The sequence below is a fragment of the Marinobacterium nitratireducens genome, assembly GCF_014645375.1.
Taxonomy (GTDB): Bacteria; Pseudomonadota; Gammaproteobacteria; order Pseudomonadales; family Balneatricaceae; genus Marinobacterium_A; species Marinobacterium_A nitratireducens.
Map to the genome: position 1 here is coordinate 253,112 of NZ_BMLT01000002.1, position 16,403 is coordinate 269,514.

Here is a 16,403-nt window from a genome sequence, read left to right on the forward strand (position 1 = left end):
GGAGGGAACCCCAGATGGCACTGATCAGTTTCGACAATGTCAGCAAGCGCTATCCCAGCGGGCAGGAGGCTCTTAGCAATGTCTCCTTCACGCTGCGGGAGGGCGAGATGGCCTTCCTGACAGGGCACTCCGGGGCAGGCAAGAGCACCCTGCTGCGGATGATCATGCTGATGGAGCGTCCGTCGCAGGGGCAGCTCGTGGTGGGCGACCAGAACCTCTCGCGTCTGCCGCGGCGCGAGCTTCCCTACCACCGGCGCCGCATTGGCGTGGTGTTCCAGAATCATCAGCTGCTGTTCGATCGCAGCGTTTTCGACAACGTGGTGCTGCCGCTGCAGATCTGCGGCTACGATACCGAGGATGCGTCGCGCCGGGTGCGGGCGGCGCTGAACAAGGTCGGTCTGCTCGACAAGGAGCGCCTGAACCCGATCAGTCTCTCGAGCGGCGAGCAGCAGCGCGTCGGTATCGCCCGTGCCATCGTGCACAAGCCGCAGGTACTGCTGGCGGACGAGCCAACCGGAAACCTGGACCCCCAGTTGTCGGAAGAGATCATGAAACTGTTTCAGCAGTTCAACCGCGTCGGTACCACGGTGCTGATCGCCAGCCACGACCTGGGGCTGATCGAACGCATGCGTCATCGCACCCTGGTATTGCGCAACGGGAGGCTGATCGCCGATGGCCGCGGATAACAGAAGCGCGCGGCCGGAGCGCCGCGATAGCGCAGCGCCGGGACGGCGTGGCGCCGAGCAGCACCGCATTGCACTGCGCGACCGCAACCGCAACTGGCGCCGTCACCACCTGCTGGTTGCCAGGCAGAGCTGGGCGCGGCTGTTCGCCACGCCGCTGCCAACTCTGATCACTCTGGCGGTGCTGGCGATTGCGCTGGCGCTGCCGGGCTTTCTGCTGACCGGGCTTGCCAACCTGCAGCGGCTGAGCGATGGCTGGGATCACGAGCCGCGTATCAGCCTGTACCTGCGGGCCGATCTCGACGACGAGGCTGCCGACCGTTTCAGTCGCAGTCTGCTGCTGCGCGACGACCTGTCGTCGGTGGAACTGGTGAGCCGGACGCAGGGGCTGGTGGAGTTTCGGGAAATGTCGGGCTTTGGCAATATCGTCGACCTGCTGGACGAGAATCCGCTGCCGGCGGTGATCCTGGTGCAGCCGGCCAGCAGCGGTATTACCGAGTTGCCGCTGCTCAGGGCTCGGCTCCAGGAGCTGGCTGAGGTCGACGAGGCGGTGCTGGACATGGAGTGGCTGCAGCGCCTCAACGCCTTCGTACTGCTGGCCGAACGTACCGTGCTGGTGTTGGGGCTGCTGCTCGCGCTGGCGGTGCTGCTGGTGGTCGGCAACACCATCCGGCTGGCGATCGAAAGCCGCCGTGACGAGATCGTCGTCGTCAAGCTGATCGGCGGCACAGATGCCTGGGTGCGCCGTCCCTTCCTCTATACCGGCGTCTGGTATGGCCTGCTCGGGGCTGTGCTGGCCTGGTGCTTGATCCAGTTCAGCCTGCTGCTGCTGAGCGAGCCGGTATCGGAGCTTGCGCGTCTGTACAGCAGCGACTTCGAACCGTCGGGCCTCGGCGTCGCCGGCGCGCTGCTCCTGCTCGGCTGCAGTCTGCTGCTGGGCTGGCTCGGCGCCTGGCTGGCGGTCGGGCATCATATGCGCGAGATCGAACCGTCATGAATCCTGCACACTTGCGATTTATGGTTGTAATCGCTAAGTTATTCCGTCCGCTGCGCGAACTCCGGCCGGAACTTACCGAATTTGCTCCGGTCATAGCTGCGGATTCAATGCTAGTTACTGTATCAACGAGGTCAAACTGAATGGGCAAGAGCCTGCAACTCGTCGAACACCTCTCTCCGGGACGCAACCTGGATGCCTACATGCAGTCGGTCAGCTCGATCTCCGTGCTGTCGGCCGAGGAGGAGCGCGAGCTGGCGGACCGCCTTTACTACCAGAATGATCTGGAAGCGGCGCGCCGTCTGGTTATGTCGCACCTGCGTTTTGTTGTACATATCGCCAAGACCTACTCCGGCTACGGACTGCAGCTGGGCGACCTGATCCAGGAAGGTAACGTCGGCCTGATGAAGGCGGTCAAGCGCTTCGATCCCAGCATGGGTGTACGGCTGGTGTCGTTTGCCGTGCACTGGATCAAGGCCGAGATGCACGAATTCATCCTGCGTAACTGGCGTATCGTCAAGATCGCCACCACCAAGGCGCAGCGCAAGCTGTTCTTCAATCTGCGCTCGCAGAAGAAGAGCCTGGGCTGGATGACCAACGACGAAGTCAAGGCCGTGGCCGAGGATCTGGGCGTCGAAGCCGCAGTGGTGCGGCAGATGGAAGGCCGCCTGGCTTCCGCCGACACCGCCTTCGATGCGCCGGTCGACGAAGACGAAGACCGGGCCTACCTGGCGCCGGCCAGCTACCTCGAGGATCAGAGCGCCGACCCGGCGCTGCAGCTCGAGAACGCCGACTGGGAGCAGCAGTCGCAGCAGCAACTGGTTGCTGCCATGCAGCAGCTCGACGAGCGCAGCCAGGATATTCTGGTGCAGCGCTGGCTGCAGGAGGAGAAAGCGACACTGCACGAGCTGGCCGCCAAGTATCAGGTGTCCGCCGAGCGTATCCGCCAGCTCGAAAAGAACGCCATGAAGAAGATCAAGGGTTCGCTGCTGCAGGCCTGAAAATCGCTCTCCGCGTTACCGGGGGCCGCCTTTGGGCGGCCCCTGTCGTTTATACGGCTGAAACCCTGGCAACATCCCCCCAGGCGCCGGTTTCGGCTACAATAGTGCCCCCTTTTGATCGCTCAGGCGTCTGCGGACACCGGAGCCTCTGTGCCGGGACCCCAAATGAATGCAGCAATCCACCTGCGACTGGCAGCCTGCAGCGGCTTTGTCGCGGTCGCGCTGGGCGCTTTCGCCGCCCACGGACTCAAGTCGCAGCTTGCGCCGGCGTTGCTCGAGGTCTTCCAGACCGCGGTGCAGTACCAGTTCTATCACAGCCTGGCCTGGCTGCTGGTGGCACTCGCCGGGCTGTTCGGCCAGGCCGGCAAGCGTCTGCGTTTCAGCGGTTACTGTTTCGGCATCGGCATACTGCTGTTCAGCGGCAGCCTCTACGTGCTGGCGCTTGGCGGCGTGCACTGGCTCGGGGCTGTCACGCCGCTGGGCGGTGTCGCCTTTTTGTTGGGCTGGTTGCTGCTAGCCGGCTCGGCGGGCACGCTGGTGCCGCGGACACCCCAACAACGCGCCGGTGACTGAACACTGGCGTCACAGACAGTTCGGAATTGGAACAATGCGAATTCAGGTAAACGGTGACAACATGGAGCTTCGCGACGGCGCCAGCCTTGCGGAGCTGGTCGAACAGCTCGGCTTCGCCGGCAAGCGTATTGCCGCCGAGGTGAACCTCGAGATCGTGCCGCGCAGCGAACACGACAGGCTTTCGCTCAACGATGGCGACCGCGTCGAAATCGTGCATGCGATAGGCGGGGGCTGAGGCCGCAAAGGGGCTGCAGGAGTTGTCGTGCCTCCGTTGTGGCGCGGGAGCAGCTGCAGCAGCCCGATGCAGATACAGGGTAATTCATAACAAAACGGTGGAGACGAATGTCAGAGCAAAAGCATCATGACCCGCTGATCATCGCGGGTAAGGAATACAACTCCAGGCTGCTGGTCGGAACCGGGAAATACAAGGATCTGGACGAAACCCGTCTGGCAATCGAGGCCAGCGGTGCACAGATCGTCACGGTGGCGGTGCGTCGCACCAATATCGGCCAGAATGCCGACGAGCCCAACCTGCTCGACGCCGTCTCCCCGGACAAATACACCATCCTGCCCAACACCGCCGGCTGCTACACGGCGGAGGACGCGGTTCGTACCTGCCGTCTGGCGCGCGAGCTGCTGGACGGGCACGATCTGGTGAAGCTCGAAGTGCTGGGCGACCAGAAAACTCTGTATCCGAACATTGTCGAAACCCTGAAAGCCGCCGAGACCCTGGTTCGCGATGGCTTCAAGGTGATGGTCTACACTAACGACGACCCGATCGTCGCCAAGCAGCTGGAAGAGATGGGCTGCGTCGCGGTGATGCCGCTGGGTTCGCTGATCGGCTCCGGTCTCGGCATCCTGAACCCGCACAATATCCGCCTGATCATGGAGGCGGCAGAAGTCCCCGTGCTGGTGGACGCCGGCGTGGGTACCGCATCCGATGCTGCCATTGCCATGGAAATGGGCTGCGAGGGCGTGCTGATGAATACCGCCATTGCTGCGGCCCGGGATCCGATCCTGATGGCATCGGCGATGCGCAAGGCGATCGAAGCCGGTCGCGAGGCTTTCCTGGCCGGTCGTATGCCGCGCAAGCGATACGCCAGCGCCTCGTCGCCGCTCGAAGGCACCATTATTTGAAACAAGCGTGACAGGTTACGAGTGACGGGTGACCTGTCACCCGTAACCTGTCACCCGTAACGATTAAAAATGACTGAAGAACAGAAACCGATGCGCCGTGTGCGCAGTTTTGTATTGCGCGCCGGCCGCATGACCGAAGGCCAGCAGCGCGGATTCGAGCAAGCCTGGCCGGAGATGGGGCTGGAAAAAGCCGACGGCATGATCGATCCGGCACAGGTGTTCGGCCGCGAGGCGCCACTGGTGCTGGAGATCGGCTTCGGTATGGGCGATTCCCTGCTGCAGATGGCGCGGCAGATGCCGGAGAAGAACTATATCGGCATCGAGGTTCACAAGCCCGGTGTCGGCCGTTTGCTGAACAACGCCCGCAACGAGGGAATCGGCAACATCCGCGTCTACTGCGACGATGCCGTTGAGGTGCTGGCCGAATGCATTCCCGATGGCAGTCTCGACTGCCTGCAGCTGTTCTTCCCGGACCCCTGGCACAAGAAGCGCCATCACAAGCGCCGTATCGTGCAGCCGGCATTCGTGCAGGCCATACGCAAGAAGCTCAGGATCGGCGGCCAGTTCCATATGGCGACCGACTGGGAGAACTACGCCGAGCAGATGATGGAAGTCATGAGCGCGGCCGAAGGTTTTCGCAATGCAGCCGGGGAAGGTCAGTACTCGCCGCAGCCGGATTTCCGTCCGGTGACCAAGTTCCAGAACCGTGGCGAGAAGCTCGGCCACGGCGTCTGGGATCTGATCTTCGAACGTACCGCTTGAGCGGTGCCGCAAAAAGAGTTCATCGCGCTTAAGCGGGAAAAACGTAAATCGTAGGATGGGTGGAGCGACGCGTCGGTACGGCGTATCCGTCACTAATGTGGCCAGGGCGTCGTGCAACCCATCTTGGGCGTCGGTTCGGCACTATGCATGTACCGACTCCTTGATGGGTTGCGCTGCGTCAACCTCGCTGAAAGCGTTAAGCAGGGTGCCAATGCGGCTCCACCCATCCTACTTTTGCTTCGTTTGACAGCTTTCCCGCTTAAATGCGGTGAACCCCAAAAGGCCCCGATTAACGGGGCTCAGGGGAAAAGGTGTTGATTGCGATTAGTCGTCCCGGTCGCAGTCGCCGTGACCGCGCTCGCCGTGATGTCCCTTGCCGCCGTGATGCTCTTTCCAGTTTTCCCGGCGTTCCTTTCTCCAGTCCGCCAGCTTCTGTTCCTGTTCGTCGGTCAGGATTTCGGCCACTGCAGCGCGGTGTTCGGCGCGGGCGCGGATGCGCTCGCCGACGCGGTCCTGGGCCTGTTTGACCAGGTCATCGAGCTGCTGCTGGTAGTCCGCAGCAGCGGGGTCCAGGTCCTGCAACTGGCGGTAGATTTCTCGACCCTCACCCCGTTCCGGGCGCTGTTCGTGCTGCTTCTCCATCAGTGCCTGCATCTGGCTGCGCTGCTCGTCACTCAGATCGAGGCGTTCGGCCATGCGCTCCATGCGTTCTTGCGGATTGTGCCGGCCCCAGCCGCCGTCACTCTTATCGTGGGCCGTTGCGATGCCGGCGGTGGTGGCGCTCAGGGCAAGAGCGGTCAGGGCGATAATCAGTGGCTTGCGCATTGGTCTGTCTCCGTTTTTCGATTCGATGACGGCAGTATGGCCCGCGGAAATGCAAACTTGGGTTGCGCCTCTGTAAAGATAGGTAAAGCCCGGCAGCGGTGATGCGGGCGGGGTTATCATAAGCGGGCAACGTCGAGAGGAAAGGCAATGAAAGAACGTCTGTTGCTGGTGGATGACGATACCGAGCTGTGCCAGCTGCTGGGTGACTATCTGCGTCACGAGAACTATGAAGTCGACTATGCCCATAACGCCGATGAAGCCCTGGCGTGCATCGGGGGCGGTAAAACTTATGATCTGATGGTGCTCGACATCATGATGCCGGGACAGAGTGGCCTCGAACTGCTGCAGCAACTGCGGCCACGGGTGCAGCTTCCGGTGATCATGCTCACCGGCCGCGGCGAGGAGATCGATCGTATCCTGGGCCTGGAAATGGGCGCCGACGATTATCTAGGCAAGCCGTGCAATCCCCGTGAACTGCTGGCGCGGATCAGGGCGGTGCGGCGACGTTCGGACGGCGCCGGCTCCCGAACCCGTTTTCCCGAGCGGCCGCTCGAAATGCACGGCATTCGGCTGGACCCGGGTCAGCGGGAACTGATGGTTGCCGGGCAGCCCGTCGACCTGACCAGTGCCGAGTTCAACGTGCTGGCCTATCTGATGGAAAACGCCGGCAGGGTCATGAGCAAGGGCGAGCTGACCGAGCTGGTGCTGCATCGTCCGCTTACCGCCTATGACCGGGCGATCGACGTCCATATCAGCCGGGTCCGGCAGAAGCTGGCGCCGGTTGTCGGCGACCTCGAGTTGATCAAGACGGTACGCGGAGAAGGCTATCAGCTGGTACGGGAAACGCCATGAAATGGTATCGCAGCCTGTTCTGGAAGATTTTCCTGACATTCTGGCTCGGCAGCGCGCTGATCGTGCTGGCAACGGTGCTGATCGTTGGCGGTATCGCCGAGCGCCAGCGCGATGCCGACGTTCAGGAAGTCAGGGCACGCGCGGTGGCGGAAAGGCTGATGGACCGTTACGAGCGGGACGACAGCAGACACGCCGATTCCGACCGCGAGGCGCGGCGCCACAAACGCTGGCCCGGCATCAGGCTGACCGAGGAGGTCAGTGGCCGGGTCATTTACGACGGTATTCCGGCACGGGGCCCCGACTCGAAACCGGAGCGAACCCTGGTGCTGCAAAGCGATAGCGGCCGGCACTATCGGCTGGAGCTGGCGCCACGGCCGCGAAGCCGACAGCTGGATCGGCTGCTGGGCTTGCTGGTTTCGGTGCAATTCGTGCTGATCCTGCTGTTCTCGGCGCTTGCCAGCATGCTGCTGAGCATGCTGGTGGTCCGGCCGGTAAACCGGCTGCGTCAGCACGCCCGGGCGCTCTATCAGGGTGACCTGGCGGCACGCAGTGAACGGCGCCTGATCGGCCGGGGCGACGAGATCGGCGAGCTGGCGCGGGAATTCAACGCCATGGCCGATTATGTCGAGCAGACCCTCGGCGCCAGCCAGAGGCTGATGCAGGATGTGTCGCACGAGCTGCGCGCGCCACTGGCGCGGATGCAGGCCGCGGCAGGACTGCTGGAGCAGCGCCTTGGCGAGGACGACAGTCTGGTCACGCGGGTCAATCGCGAGTGCAGTCGCATCAACCGGCTGATCGACGAGATCCTGTCGCTGTCGCGGCTCGATACGATGGAGCAGGGCAGCGGCACCTTCGATGTCGGCGCCCAGCTGTCGGAAATGCTCGAGGATGCCCGCTTTCAGGCGCCCGGGCGTGAGTTGCGCAGCCGTATCGGCAAGGGGCTCAAGGTAACTGGGAATCCTCAGCTTCTTGAGCGTGCCCTGGGCAATGTACTGAGCAACGCGCTCAAGCATACCCCGGATGAGGCGGCCATCGATATCGTGCTGGAGCGCAAAGGGGCGCAGGCCCTGCTGCGGGTGCGGGACGCAGGGCCCGGTGTGGAGCCGGCGCAGCTTGCCCGGCTGTTCGAGCCTTTTTACCGCACCGGCAACGGCGCCCAAAGTGACGGTTACGGGCTCGGTCTCAGCATCGCCCGGCGCGCGGTCACCCGTCTGGGCGGGAGCATCGAGGCGCTCAACCACCCCGACGGTGGCCTGGAAGTTATGATCCGCCTGCCGCTGGCAGGCTGAGGCCGGGCGGCAGCTGCGGCGGCATCTCCAGGGCTTCGGCCTCGAGAGAGGCCACCGGGTAGGCGCAGTAGTCGGCCGCATACCAGGCGCTGGGCCTGTGGTTGCCGCTGATGCCGACGCCGCCGAACGGCAGGCTGCTGCTGGCGCCGGTCAAAGGTCGGTTCCAGTTGACGATGCCGGCGCGGATGCGTTGCAGAAAGCGCTGATAGAGGTGCTCGTTCTCGCTGAAGAGCCCGGCCGAAAGGCCGAAGCGGGTGCGGTTGGCCAGCTGCAGGGCCTCATCGAAGCTGTCATAGCGCAAGAGCTGCAGCAGCGGCCCGAAGTACTCCTCATCAGGTAGGTCCTTGACCGCGCTGACATCGATCAGACCCGGCGACAGCAGGGCGCTTTTCGGTCTCAGCTGACTCATCGACACCAGCACGCGGCCGCCGAGTTCGGAGAGCCGATGCTGGGCCTTGAGCATTCGCTCCAGTGCCGGAACATCGATCAGTGCGCCCATGAAGGGCGCCGGCTGCTGATTGTAGGGGCCGGTTTCGATGGCCAGCACGGCCTGGCACAGCCGCTCGACAAAGTCATCGCCGCGGCTGCCCCGGGGAACGAACAGCCGCCGGGCGCAGGTACAGCGCTGGCCAGCGCTGAGGTAGGCGGATTGAATGGTCGTCAGCACGGCGGCATCGAGATCGCCGCTGTCGGCGAAGATCAGCGGATTGTTGCCACCCATTTCCAGCGCCAGGATTTTTTCCGGATGGCCGCCGAACTGCTGGTGCAGATAGCTGCCGGTACTGGCGCTGCCGGTGAAGAACAGGCCGTCGATGCCGTCGTGCGCGGCCAGCGCCTGGCCGGTGGTGCGTCCGCCCTGTACCAGGTTCAGCACGCCGTCCGGGAGGTCGGCTTTCTGCCACAGGTGCAGGCAGAGTTCGGCGACCCTGGGCGTCAGCTCGCTGGGCTTGAAGACCAGGGTGTTGCCTGCAAGGAGCGCCGGCATGATATGCCCGTTGGGCAGGTGTGCGGGGAAGTTGTAGGGCCCGAAAATCGCGACCACGCCGTGGGGGCGGTGGCGCAGCGCAGACACCACCTTGCCGTTGTGTTTGTGCTTCTCGCCGCTGCGCTCGAGGCCGGCCTGGATCGAAATGTCGGCCTTGGCGATCATCGCCGCAACCTCGGTGTCGGCTTCCCACAGCGGTTTTCCGGTTTCCTGCCCGAAGGTGTCGACCAGCAGTTCGCGGTGGTGCTCGATCTGGCTCACGAAGCGGCGCAGCAGCGTCGCGCGCTGCTCGAAGGTCTGCGACCGCCAGTGCTCGAAGGCCTCACGGGCTGCCCCGACGGCGTCGTCGACCTGCTCGGCGGTGGCGCTGCGACCGCGCCAGATATGATGACCGTTGGCGGGGTTGACCGATTCCATATCGGCACCGTCGCCCGCGCGCCACTGGCCGTTGATAAAAAGGGAGGGACCTTCGATCATGATGATTGCCTCGCTTTCAGCGGCACGATGCGCAGCGGCTCGCCGCCGTTGACCTGCAGCGCATCCGCCAGCCTCTGGTCGATCTGCACCGAGCTGCTTTCGGGCCGCAGCGGTGCGACTGTGCAGCGAAAGTCCGCCAGTTTGGTATTGCTGACCAGGAACAGACCGTCGCCGTCCGGGGGCTCGGCGCCGATGCGGGCCTTGACGTAGCGGCTGTCGCGCACGCTGCGGATATCGTGGAGGCGCGTTGCCACGGTGGGGCCGGCATCGAAGATGTCGATATAGCCTTCGAAACGAAAGCCCTCGCTTTCGAGCATGCGCCGCGCAGGTTCGGTGTTGCGGTGAACCTGGCCGATCACCTCCTGCGCCGCCTCTGGCAGCAGGTGCAGATAGATGCTGTGCTTGGGCATCAGCTCGGCGATGAAAACCTTGTTGCCGGAGCCCGTCAGGTAGTCGGCTTCGGAGTATTCCATCGAAAAAAAGTGACGACCGAGGCCGTCCCAGAACGGCGAGCGCCCCTGATCGTCGGAGTAGCCCCGCATTTCGGCGATGACCCGTTCGGCGAAACGCTCCGGGAATTCGGCCATGAACATAAAGCGGCTTTTCGACAGCAGCCTGCCGTTGCTGCCCTGGCGGTAATCCGGCTTCAGGTACAGCGTGCAGACCTCGGCGCAGCCGGTGTAGTCATTGCACAGGTCGAGGGTGCGAAAGGCGTTGTAGACGTTGAGCTCGCGCGAGGCATGCACCGCCGTGCCGATGCGGTAGTGGTACCAGGGCTCGTTGAGACCGACCGCGGTTTCGATGCCGCAGGTACCGACCACCTCGCCGCTGTCGGTATCCTCGGCCACGAACAGGTAGCCCTGGCTGCCATCGAGACAGGGCTCGGCGGCCAGGGCATCGCAGGTGCGCTCGATCTTGCGCCTTAGCAGATCGGGATTTTCCGGCAGCGAGGTAAAACCGGGGCCGGACTCGCGCGCGATATCGGACAGCACCTGGTAGTCGGATTCACGGATCGGTCGGATGATGATCATCGGCGCTCTCCCTGCGTTCAGTATCCTGTCGGGCACTGCAGGCCGTTCGCCGACAAGTTCCCGGCCGAAGCGGCGACAAACCCCTGATAGAGCTGGCCGTCGGGCCTAGGGTAGCGTTTCGCAAACTCGCAGTAGCCGCCGGGTACAAGGGCCGTACGGTCGCTGAAACGCACCTCCACCTGATCGGCCAGCGTCGAGGTCTGCTCGAGATACTCGTCCGGGGTCCCCTTGACCAGGCCTCCGGAGGTGTCGAGCCGAAAGCCGTGCTGCAGCAGGAAATCGTTGATCTCATCGATGCTGCGGTGGGACTGCAGATCATTGACCAGCACCGTGAAATGACTGGCCCTGAAGCCGAAAGCGGCGACCCAGGCCGCGTGCTCGGACAGTGCACGCAGCTGGCGGTAGGTGTCGTAGTCGATCTTCCAGTGCCGCCCGGACCAGGCGAAATCGTCTCTCGAGAGCGCCGTATCGGGTATCTGGCTGACCAGCTGGTGAATGATGTTGCGGGCGTCATCGTCGAGACAGTCGACGTGGAACTCGGATATGAACAGTTTCGGCAGGCCGGGATCCGGGTGCTCGTAATGGCGGGCGAAAAGCTGCTCGACCGGAAATCGATATTCGCCGCAGGCACCGTAACCGGCCTCTTCGAAGGGGCGGGCCAGGTGCGCAATGCCGACCCGTGGCAGGTCGTAGGTGCGCAGTTCGATGTGGTCGGTGACGACCCGGGGGTTGCAGGCCGCAAGCAGGTCGTGAATGCGCCGGGTCTGGGGACTGAGGCTCAGGAAGTCCTGCCAGATTGCGTCCAGTGCCGGTTTCAGTTGTTCGTGAATCATCTTGCAGCCTCCCGCGGATCACCCATCCGCTCGGGTTGGCACGCTCAGACTGCAGTCGACTGCTCGTCGCTGCCCGGTTTATGCCGGGCGGGCAGGCCGATATCGCCGCGAGGCCCGGCTATCACTGGGTTCAGTGTAGACGGTCCCGGTGCAGGTCGAGGTGATTCTACGGATCAGGAGGGCTGGCGGGGACTGGTAAAGCCGCGGGCAGGGGGCATCGGTGCTGTCAGGAAGGGGTGGCAACACAAAAAAAGCACTCCGGAGAGTGCTTTGCTTTTTTCATGCCGGTTTGGCGTTAGAGCGCGTCCGGTCCGGTCTCGCCGGTACGGATGCGTATGACCTGCTCCAGCGGCATGACGAAGATCTTGCCGTCGCCGATTTTGCCGGTATTGGCGGTCTTGGTAACGGCTTCGATCACCTGGTCGACCATATCGTCATCGACGGCGACCTCGATCTTGACCTTGGGCAGGAAGTCGACGACGTACTCGGCGCCGCGGTAGAGCTCGGTGTGGCCTTTCTGGCGGCCGAAACCCTTGACCTCGGTGACGGTGACGCCCTGGATGCCGATTTCGGACAGGGCCTCGCGCACATCGTCCAGTTTGAATGGTTTGATTACCGCAGTGATCAGTTTCATGGCTTGCTCCCTTCAGGCATCCCCGGCACAGGGTGCTGCGTTGGATGATTTCGAACCCGTGCGACGGGCTGGCTACACAAAGCGCAGATCCGTCCGGTCTTTCCCTGCACGGACATGCTGTAAATTCACGCCAGTATAACTGTAATGAGCTTCGGTCGCACAGCGGGTCGCGTAAACGGCCGGCGGGTCTCGATGTCAAAGACAAAAAGGCGCCCCGTCGGGGCGCCTTGTCGATCCGGCTCAGCCTGTTACTTCTTGCTGGCGCTGAATTCCGGGTAGGCTTCCATACCGCATTCCGCGATATCGACACCTTCGTACTCTTCCTCCTCGCTGACACGGACACCCATGACAGCTTTCAGCACCAGCCAGACAACCAGGCTGGCGAGGAAGACCCAGGCGAAGATGGATACGATACCCAGCAGCTGCGCACCGAAGGTGGCTTCTGCATTGTTGAAAGGTACCGCCAGCAGGCCCCAGATGCCGACTACGCCGTGGACGGAGATGGCGCCGACCGGATCGTCGATCTTGACCTTGTCCAGAGTGACGATGGAGAAGACGACCACGATACCGCCGATCGCACCGATGATGGTCGAGGCCAGAGCGGTCGGAGCCAGCGGCTCGGCGGTGATGGCCACGAGACCTGCCAGGGCGCCGTTCAGGGCCATGGTGAGGTCAGCTTTCTTGAACCACAGGCGGGCGGTGATCAGGGCCGCGATGACACCACCGGCAGCAGCAGCGTTGGTGTTGACGAAGACCTGAGCCACGGCATTGGCTTCGCCGACATCGGACAGCTTCAGCTCGGAGCCGCCGTTGAAGCCGAACCAGCCCAGCCACAGGATGAAGGTACCCAGGGTTGCCAGCGGCAGGTTGGCACCCGGGATGGCGTTGATTTCGCCGTTCTTGCCGTACTTGCCTTTACGGGCGCCCAGGACCAGCACGCCGGCCAGAGCTGCGGCAGCACCTGCCATGTGGACGATACCGGAACCTGCGAAGTCGGAGAAACCTGCTTCGCTCAGGAAGCCGCCGCCCCAGGTCCAGTAGCCTTCGACCGGGTAGATGAAGCCGGTCATGACGACTGCGAACGCCAGGAAGGCCCACAGCTTCATGCGCTCGGCCACGGCACCGGAAACGATGGACATGGCGGTTGCGACAAAGACGACCTGGAAGAAGAAGTCCGAGCGGGAGGAGTAGTAGGGGGCGTCATCGCCGCCTGCCAGCACCGCGTCGACGCTGTTCTCGCTGCCGATCAGTCCGCCGAGGTTCGGCAGGATGCCGCCGGCATCGGAGCTGTACATGATGTAGTAGCCGCACAGCAGGTACAGGGTACAGGCGATGGCGTACAGGGCAATGTTCTTGGTCAGGATTTCGGTGGTGTTCTTGGCGCGCACCAGGCCCGCTTCGAGCATTGCGAAACCCGCGGCCATCCACATGACCAGGGCACCGCAGACCAGGAAGTAAAAGGTGTCCAGAGCGTATTTGAGCTGCGTTAGGTCCGCAGCGGTGGTTTTCAGAAGTTCTTCCATCTCGTCAGCCCTCCGTTAAGGCGCGATTGGTAAAGTTATAATCAGAGTGCGTCTTTGCCGGACTCGCCGGTACGGATGCGAATGACCTGCTCGAGCGGCGTGACGAAGATTTTGCCGTCACCGATCTTGCCGGTCTGCGCCGCCTTGCTGATAGCATCGACGACCTGTTCGACGATGTCGGCCGAGACGGCCGCATCGACGCGTACCTTGGGCAGAAAGTCCACCACGTATTCAGCGCCACGATAGAGTTCGGTGTGTCCTTTCTGGCGGCCGAAGCCTTTGACTTCCGTGACGGTGATACCCTGGACGCCAATTTCGGAAAGCGCCTCGCGGACGTCGTCCAGCTTGAATGGCTTGATAATCGCCGATATGAGTTTCATGGGTCTGTCCCCCGCGTCTAATTTGCTTCCTTCAAAAGCCGCCCCGGCAGCTAATGACCCGAAACGGTTGATCACGTAAAAGCCAATCTTGTGCCAGCTTTTAATAAGTTCTTTAAAAACAATGAATTGAGTTGTGTGTGTGAAAAAATGTCCGGGCAGGAGCAGAGTTGGGGCACCAGAAAGGGGTTTATGGGTGCACAAATTTTGTGCACGCCCCATTTAAGTGCTTCCTGGAGAGGCATGGCCGAAACCGGCGATGTCGGAACTGCGGCCTGATAGCGAAAATGCTAAGCTGCAGCAAAACGGAGTTCGAATCATGTTGAATCAAAAGTTGATAGAAAGCCTGTCGAGTCAGCTCAGCGAGCTGTTCGCCGGGGGCCGCGAGTTGCCTGGCCAGGAGGCGATGCGGCAGCAGGTGCGTTCGCTGTTGCAGGGCAGCTTCGCGCGCCTGGATCTGGTAACGCGTGAGGAGTTCGATGCCCAGGCGGCCGTTCTGGCGCGCACCCGTGAAAAGGTCGACCAGATGGAAGCGAAGCTGGCCGAAATCGAGGCGCGCCTGGCGCACGAAACGCCTGCCGGCGACTGAATACAGCGTCGGTGCGGATGACAGCCCGATTCAGGGCTGTCGAAAAAATGCACAATGATGGTGCGTTGAGCGTCGGAGAGGATCTCCCGGCGCTGATTCCCAGGGAGGGAGCCCATGTCGCTTGCGGTGGTTCATTCGCGCGCGGTGCTCGGCGTTTCGGCGCCGGCGGTCACCGTCGAGGTGCACCTGTCCGGCGGTCTGCCGTCGCTGTCCATCGTTGGATTGCCCGAGGCGGCGGTGCGCGAGTCCAAGGATCGGGTGCGCAGTGCGCTGATCAATGCCGGATTCGACTACCCGCAGCGACGCATCACCGTCAACCTGGCCCCCGCCGATCTTCCCAAGGAAGGCGGTCGTTATGACCTGGCCATCGCGCTGGGGGTGCTGGCGGCGTCCCGGCAGTTGCCGGGCGGTGAGCTGGATGGCTGGGAAGTGCTCGGAGAGCTGACGTTATCCGGCCAGGTTCGGCCGGTGAGTGGCGTGCTGCCGGCGGCGGTCGCCTGTCGCGACGTGCAGCGGCGACTGCTGGTGCCGCGCGACAACGGTGCAGAAGCGGCGCTGGTGCAGGATGTCGATATTCGTGCCACCGCTCACCTGCTCGAAGTCTGCGCGGCATTGCGCGGCGATGGCGAGCTGGAAAAGCCGGTTGCGGCGCCGGACTCCGGGCTGGAGGGCCTGCCCGATCTTGCCGACGTCAAAGGTCAGTTCCAGGCACGGCGGGCGCTGGAGGTCGCCGCGGCGGGCGGACACAATCTTCTGTTCAGCGGACCACCCGGAAGCGGCAAGAGCATGCTGGCCGCGAGGCTGCCGTCGTTGCTGCCGCCGCTCGACGAGCGCGAGCGGCTCGAGGTCGCGGCTGCCTATTCCGTCGCAGGCCGCTCGGTCGGCGCCCTGGCCCGCGGCGAGCGGCCCTTCCGCAATCCCCATCATACCGCTTCGGCTGCGGCCCTGGTCGGCGGTGGCAGCCAGCCCAGGCCCGGTGAAATTTCGCTGGCGCACCGTGGCGTGCTGTTCCTCGACGAGCTGCCGGAGTTTCCCCGTGCGGTGCTGGAAGTGCTGCGCGAGCCGCTGGAAACCGGCGAAATCCTGATCTCGCGAGCGGCGCGACAGGTCAGTTTTCCGGCCCGGTTTCAGTTGCTGGCCGCAATGAACCCCTGCCCCTGCGGCTACTTCGGCGATGCCGGCGGCCGCTGCCGCTGCACGCCGGATCAGATTCAGCGCTATCAGGCGCGGTTGTCCGGCCCGTTGCTGGATCGCTTCGACATGCTGCTCAACGTAGCCGCGTTACCGGCCGACGAACTGCTGCTGCCCGGCGGTGGCGGAGAGGCGAGCGCCTCGGTGGCGCAGCGGGTCGCTGCGGCACTCGATATCCAGCAGCGGCGCCAGGGCTGTCCGAACCGGGAGCTGAGCGGTACGCCGCTGGAACAGGCCTGCGGGCTGGACCACGCCGGTCGCGCGCTACTGGTGCAGGCGGCATCGCGTCTGGGGTTGTCGGCGCGGGCCTGCCACCGGGTGCTGCGGGTGGCGCGGACGCTGGCGGATCTGTCCGGCGCTCAGCGGGTCGGAGAACCGCAACTGCTCGAAGCCATCGGATTTCGTCAGGGGCTGGCGGACCGGGGGAACCGGTGACGCGTTGCGGTTTAGATGTAGGTTGGGTGGAGCGGCGGCATGCCTGTGGAATCGGCTTTCTACCGGGCTTTCGCGCCGCGTAACCCAACAGCTGTGCCGGCTGCCGCCAATCGATCTGTACAGCGATCGATATGATGGGGCCGCGATGCCCTGGCCGCATAGCCAAGCGTGGAGCCGATGCCATTGCATTGCTTGCCCCATCCTACGCCCGA

Annotated in this window: 18 protein-coding genes; 11 read left to right on the forward strand and 7 right to left on the reverse strand. The window is 63.4% G+C overall.

What is annotated here, in order from left to right:
• Positions 1 to 14: 14 nt before the first annotated feature.
• The 7 genes from ftsE (at position 15) to trmB (ending at position 5,150) form a co-directional block, all read left to right on the forward strand.
• On the forward strand, positions 15 to 686 hold the full coding sequence (gene ftsE / locus IEX85_RS04105; protein ID WP_229721785.1) for a cell division ATP-binding protein FtsE: 672 nt from the start codon (positions 15 to 17) through the stop codon (positions 684 to 686).
• Positions 673 to 1,680, forward strand: a complete 1,008-nt coding sequence (gene ftsX / locus IEX85_RS04110; RefSeq protein WP_188858612.1) for a permease-like cell division protein FtsX — start codon at positions 673 to 675, stop codon at positions 1,678 to 1,680. The genes ftsE and ftsX overlap by 14 nt, the downstream gene beginning before the upstream one ends.
• A 140-nt stretch (positions 1,681 to 1,820) precedes the next feature.
• Positions 1,821 to 2,678 carry an RNA polymerase sigma factor RpoH gene (gene rpoH / locus IEX85_RS04115; RefSeq protein WP_188858614.1) on the forward strand — a complete coding sequence of 286 codons (858 nt, stop codon included), beginning with the start codon at positions 1,821 to 1,823 and terminating at the stop codon, positions 2,676 to 2,678.
• A gap of 165 nt (positions 2,679 to 2,843) precedes the next feature.
• Complete coding sequence (locus tag IEX85_RS04120) at positions 2,844 to 3,251, forward strand: DUF423 domain-containing protein (RefSeq protein ID WP_188858616.1); 408 nt, start codon at positions 2,844 to 2,846, stop codon at positions 3,249 to 3,251.
• A gap of 34 nt (positions 3,252 to 3,285) precedes the next feature.
• Positions 3,286 to 3,486 carry a sulfur carrier protein ThiS gene (thiS, locus tag IEX85_RS04125; RefSeq protein ID WP_188858618.1) on the forward strand — a complete coding sequence of 67 codons (201 nt, stop codon included), beginning with the start codon at positions 3,286 to 3,288 and terminating at the stop codon, positions 3,484 to 3,486.
• A 107-nt stretch (positions 3,487 to 3,593) separates the two neighbouring features.
• On the forward strand, positions 3,594 to 4,388 hold the full coding sequence (locus IEX85_RS04130) for a thiazole synthase (protein ID WP_188858619.1): 795 nt from the start codon (positions 3,594 to 3,596) through the stop codon (positions 4,386 to 4,388).
• Between the two features lie 69 nt (positions 4,389 to 4,457).
• Positions 4,458 to 5,150 carry a tRNA (guanosine(46)-N7)-methyltransferase TrmB gene (gene trmB, locus IEX85_RS04135; RefSeq protein WP_188858621.1) on the forward strand — a complete coding sequence of 231 codons (693 nt, stop codon included), beginning with the start codon at positions 4,458 to 4,460 and terminating at the stop codon, positions 5,148 to 5,150.
• A 324-nt stretch (positions 5,151 to 5,474) separates the two neighbouring features.
• Here trmB and IEX85_RS04140 read toward each other — a convergent pair whose 3' ends face one another.
• Positions 5,475 to 5,975, reverse strand: a complete 501-nt coding sequence (locus tag IEX85_RS04140; RefSeq protein WP_188858623.1) for a Spy/CpxP family protein refolding chaperone — start codon at positions 5,973 to 5,975, stop codon at positions 5,475 to 5,477.
• Positions 5,976 to 6,122: 147 nt separating this feature from the next.
• Between IEX85_RS04140 and IEX85_RS04145 the strand changes: the two genes are divergently transcribed.
• Positions 6,123 to 6,827, forward strand: coding sequence for a response regulator transcription factor (locus tag IEX85_RS04145; protein WP_188858625.1), 705 nt, complete (start codon positions 6,123 to 6,125; stop codon positions 6,825 to 6,827).
• A complete protein-coding gene (locus IEX85_RS04150) occupies positions 6,824 to 8,116 on the forward strand; it encodes a sensor histidine kinase (protein WP_188858627.1) in 1,293 nt (430 codons plus the stop codon). Before IEX85_RS04145 ends, IEX85_RS04150 begins: the two co-directional genes overlap by 4 nt.
• Here IEX85_RS04150 and astD read toward each other — a convergent pair.
• From astD to glnK (IEX85_RS04180), 6 genes are all read right to left on the reverse strand, one after another.
• Positions 8,088 to 9,578, reverse strand: coding sequence for a succinylglutamate-semialdehyde dehydrogenase (gene astD / locus IEX85_RS04155; protein ID WP_188858628.1), 1,491 nt, complete (start codon positions 9,576 to 9,578; stop codon positions 8,088 to 8,090). The genes IEX85_RS04150 and astD overlap by 29 nt on opposite strands.
• The gene (gene astA / locus IEX85_RS04160; protein ID WP_188858630.1) at positions 9,575 to 10,609 is read right to left on the reverse strand and encodes an arginine N-succinyltransferase; all 1,035 of its coding nucleotides are present in this window, start codon (positions 10,607 to 10,609) and stop codon (positions 9,575 to 9,577) included. Before astA ends, astD begins: the two co-directional genes overlap by 4 nt.
• A 17-nt stretch (positions 10,610 to 10,626) precedes the next feature.
• A complete protein-coding gene (locus IEX85_RS04165) occupies positions 10,627 to 11,442 on the reverse strand; it encodes a DUF1338 domain-containing protein (protein ID WP_188858632.1) in 816 nt (271 codons plus the stop codon).
• Positions 11,443 to 11,737: 295 nt separating this feature from the next.
• Positions 11,738 to 12,076 (reverse strand): P-II family nitrogen regulator, encoded by a 339-nt coding sequence (gene glnK / locus IEX85_RS04170; protein ID WP_188858634.1) that lies wholly within the window; start codon positions 12,074 to 12,076, stop codon positions 11,738 to 11,740.
• A 248-nt stretch (positions 12,077 to 12,324) separates the two neighbouring features.
• The gene (gene amtB, locus IEX85_RS04175; RefSeq protein ID WP_188858636.1) at positions 12,325 to 13,599 is read right to left on the reverse strand and encodes an ammonium transporter AmtB; all 1,275 of its coding nucleotides are present in this window, start codon (positions 13,597 to 13,599) and stop codon (positions 12,325 to 12,327) included.
• A 41-nt stretch (positions 13,600 to 13,640) separates the two neighbouring features.
• Positions 13,641 to 13,979, reverse strand: a complete 339-nt coding sequence (gene glnK / locus IEX85_RS04180; RefSeq protein ID WP_188858638.1) for a P-II family nitrogen regulator — start codon at positions 13,977 to 13,979, stop codon at positions 13,641 to 13,643.
• 316 nt (positions 13,980 to 14,295) lie between these two features.
• On the opposite strand from glnK (IEX85_RS04180), the gene IEX85_RS04185 reads away from it, so the two are divergent.
• Positions 14,296 to 14,565 carry an accessory factor UbiK family protein gene (locus tag IEX85_RS04185; protein WP_188858640.1) on the forward strand — a complete coding sequence of 90 codons (270 nt, stop codon included), beginning with the start codon at positions 14,296 to 14,298 and terminating at the stop codon, positions 14,563 to 14,565.
• Between the two features lie 114 nt (positions 14,566 to 14,679).
• The gene (locus tag IEX85_RS04190) at positions 14,680 to 16,191 is read left to right on the forward strand and encodes a YifB family Mg chelatase-like AAA ATPase (protein ID WP_188858642.1); all 1,512 of its coding nucleotides are present in this window, start codon (positions 14,680 to 14,682) and stop codon (positions 16,189 to 16,191) included.
• Positions 16,192 to 16,403: the final 212 nt, after the last annotated feature.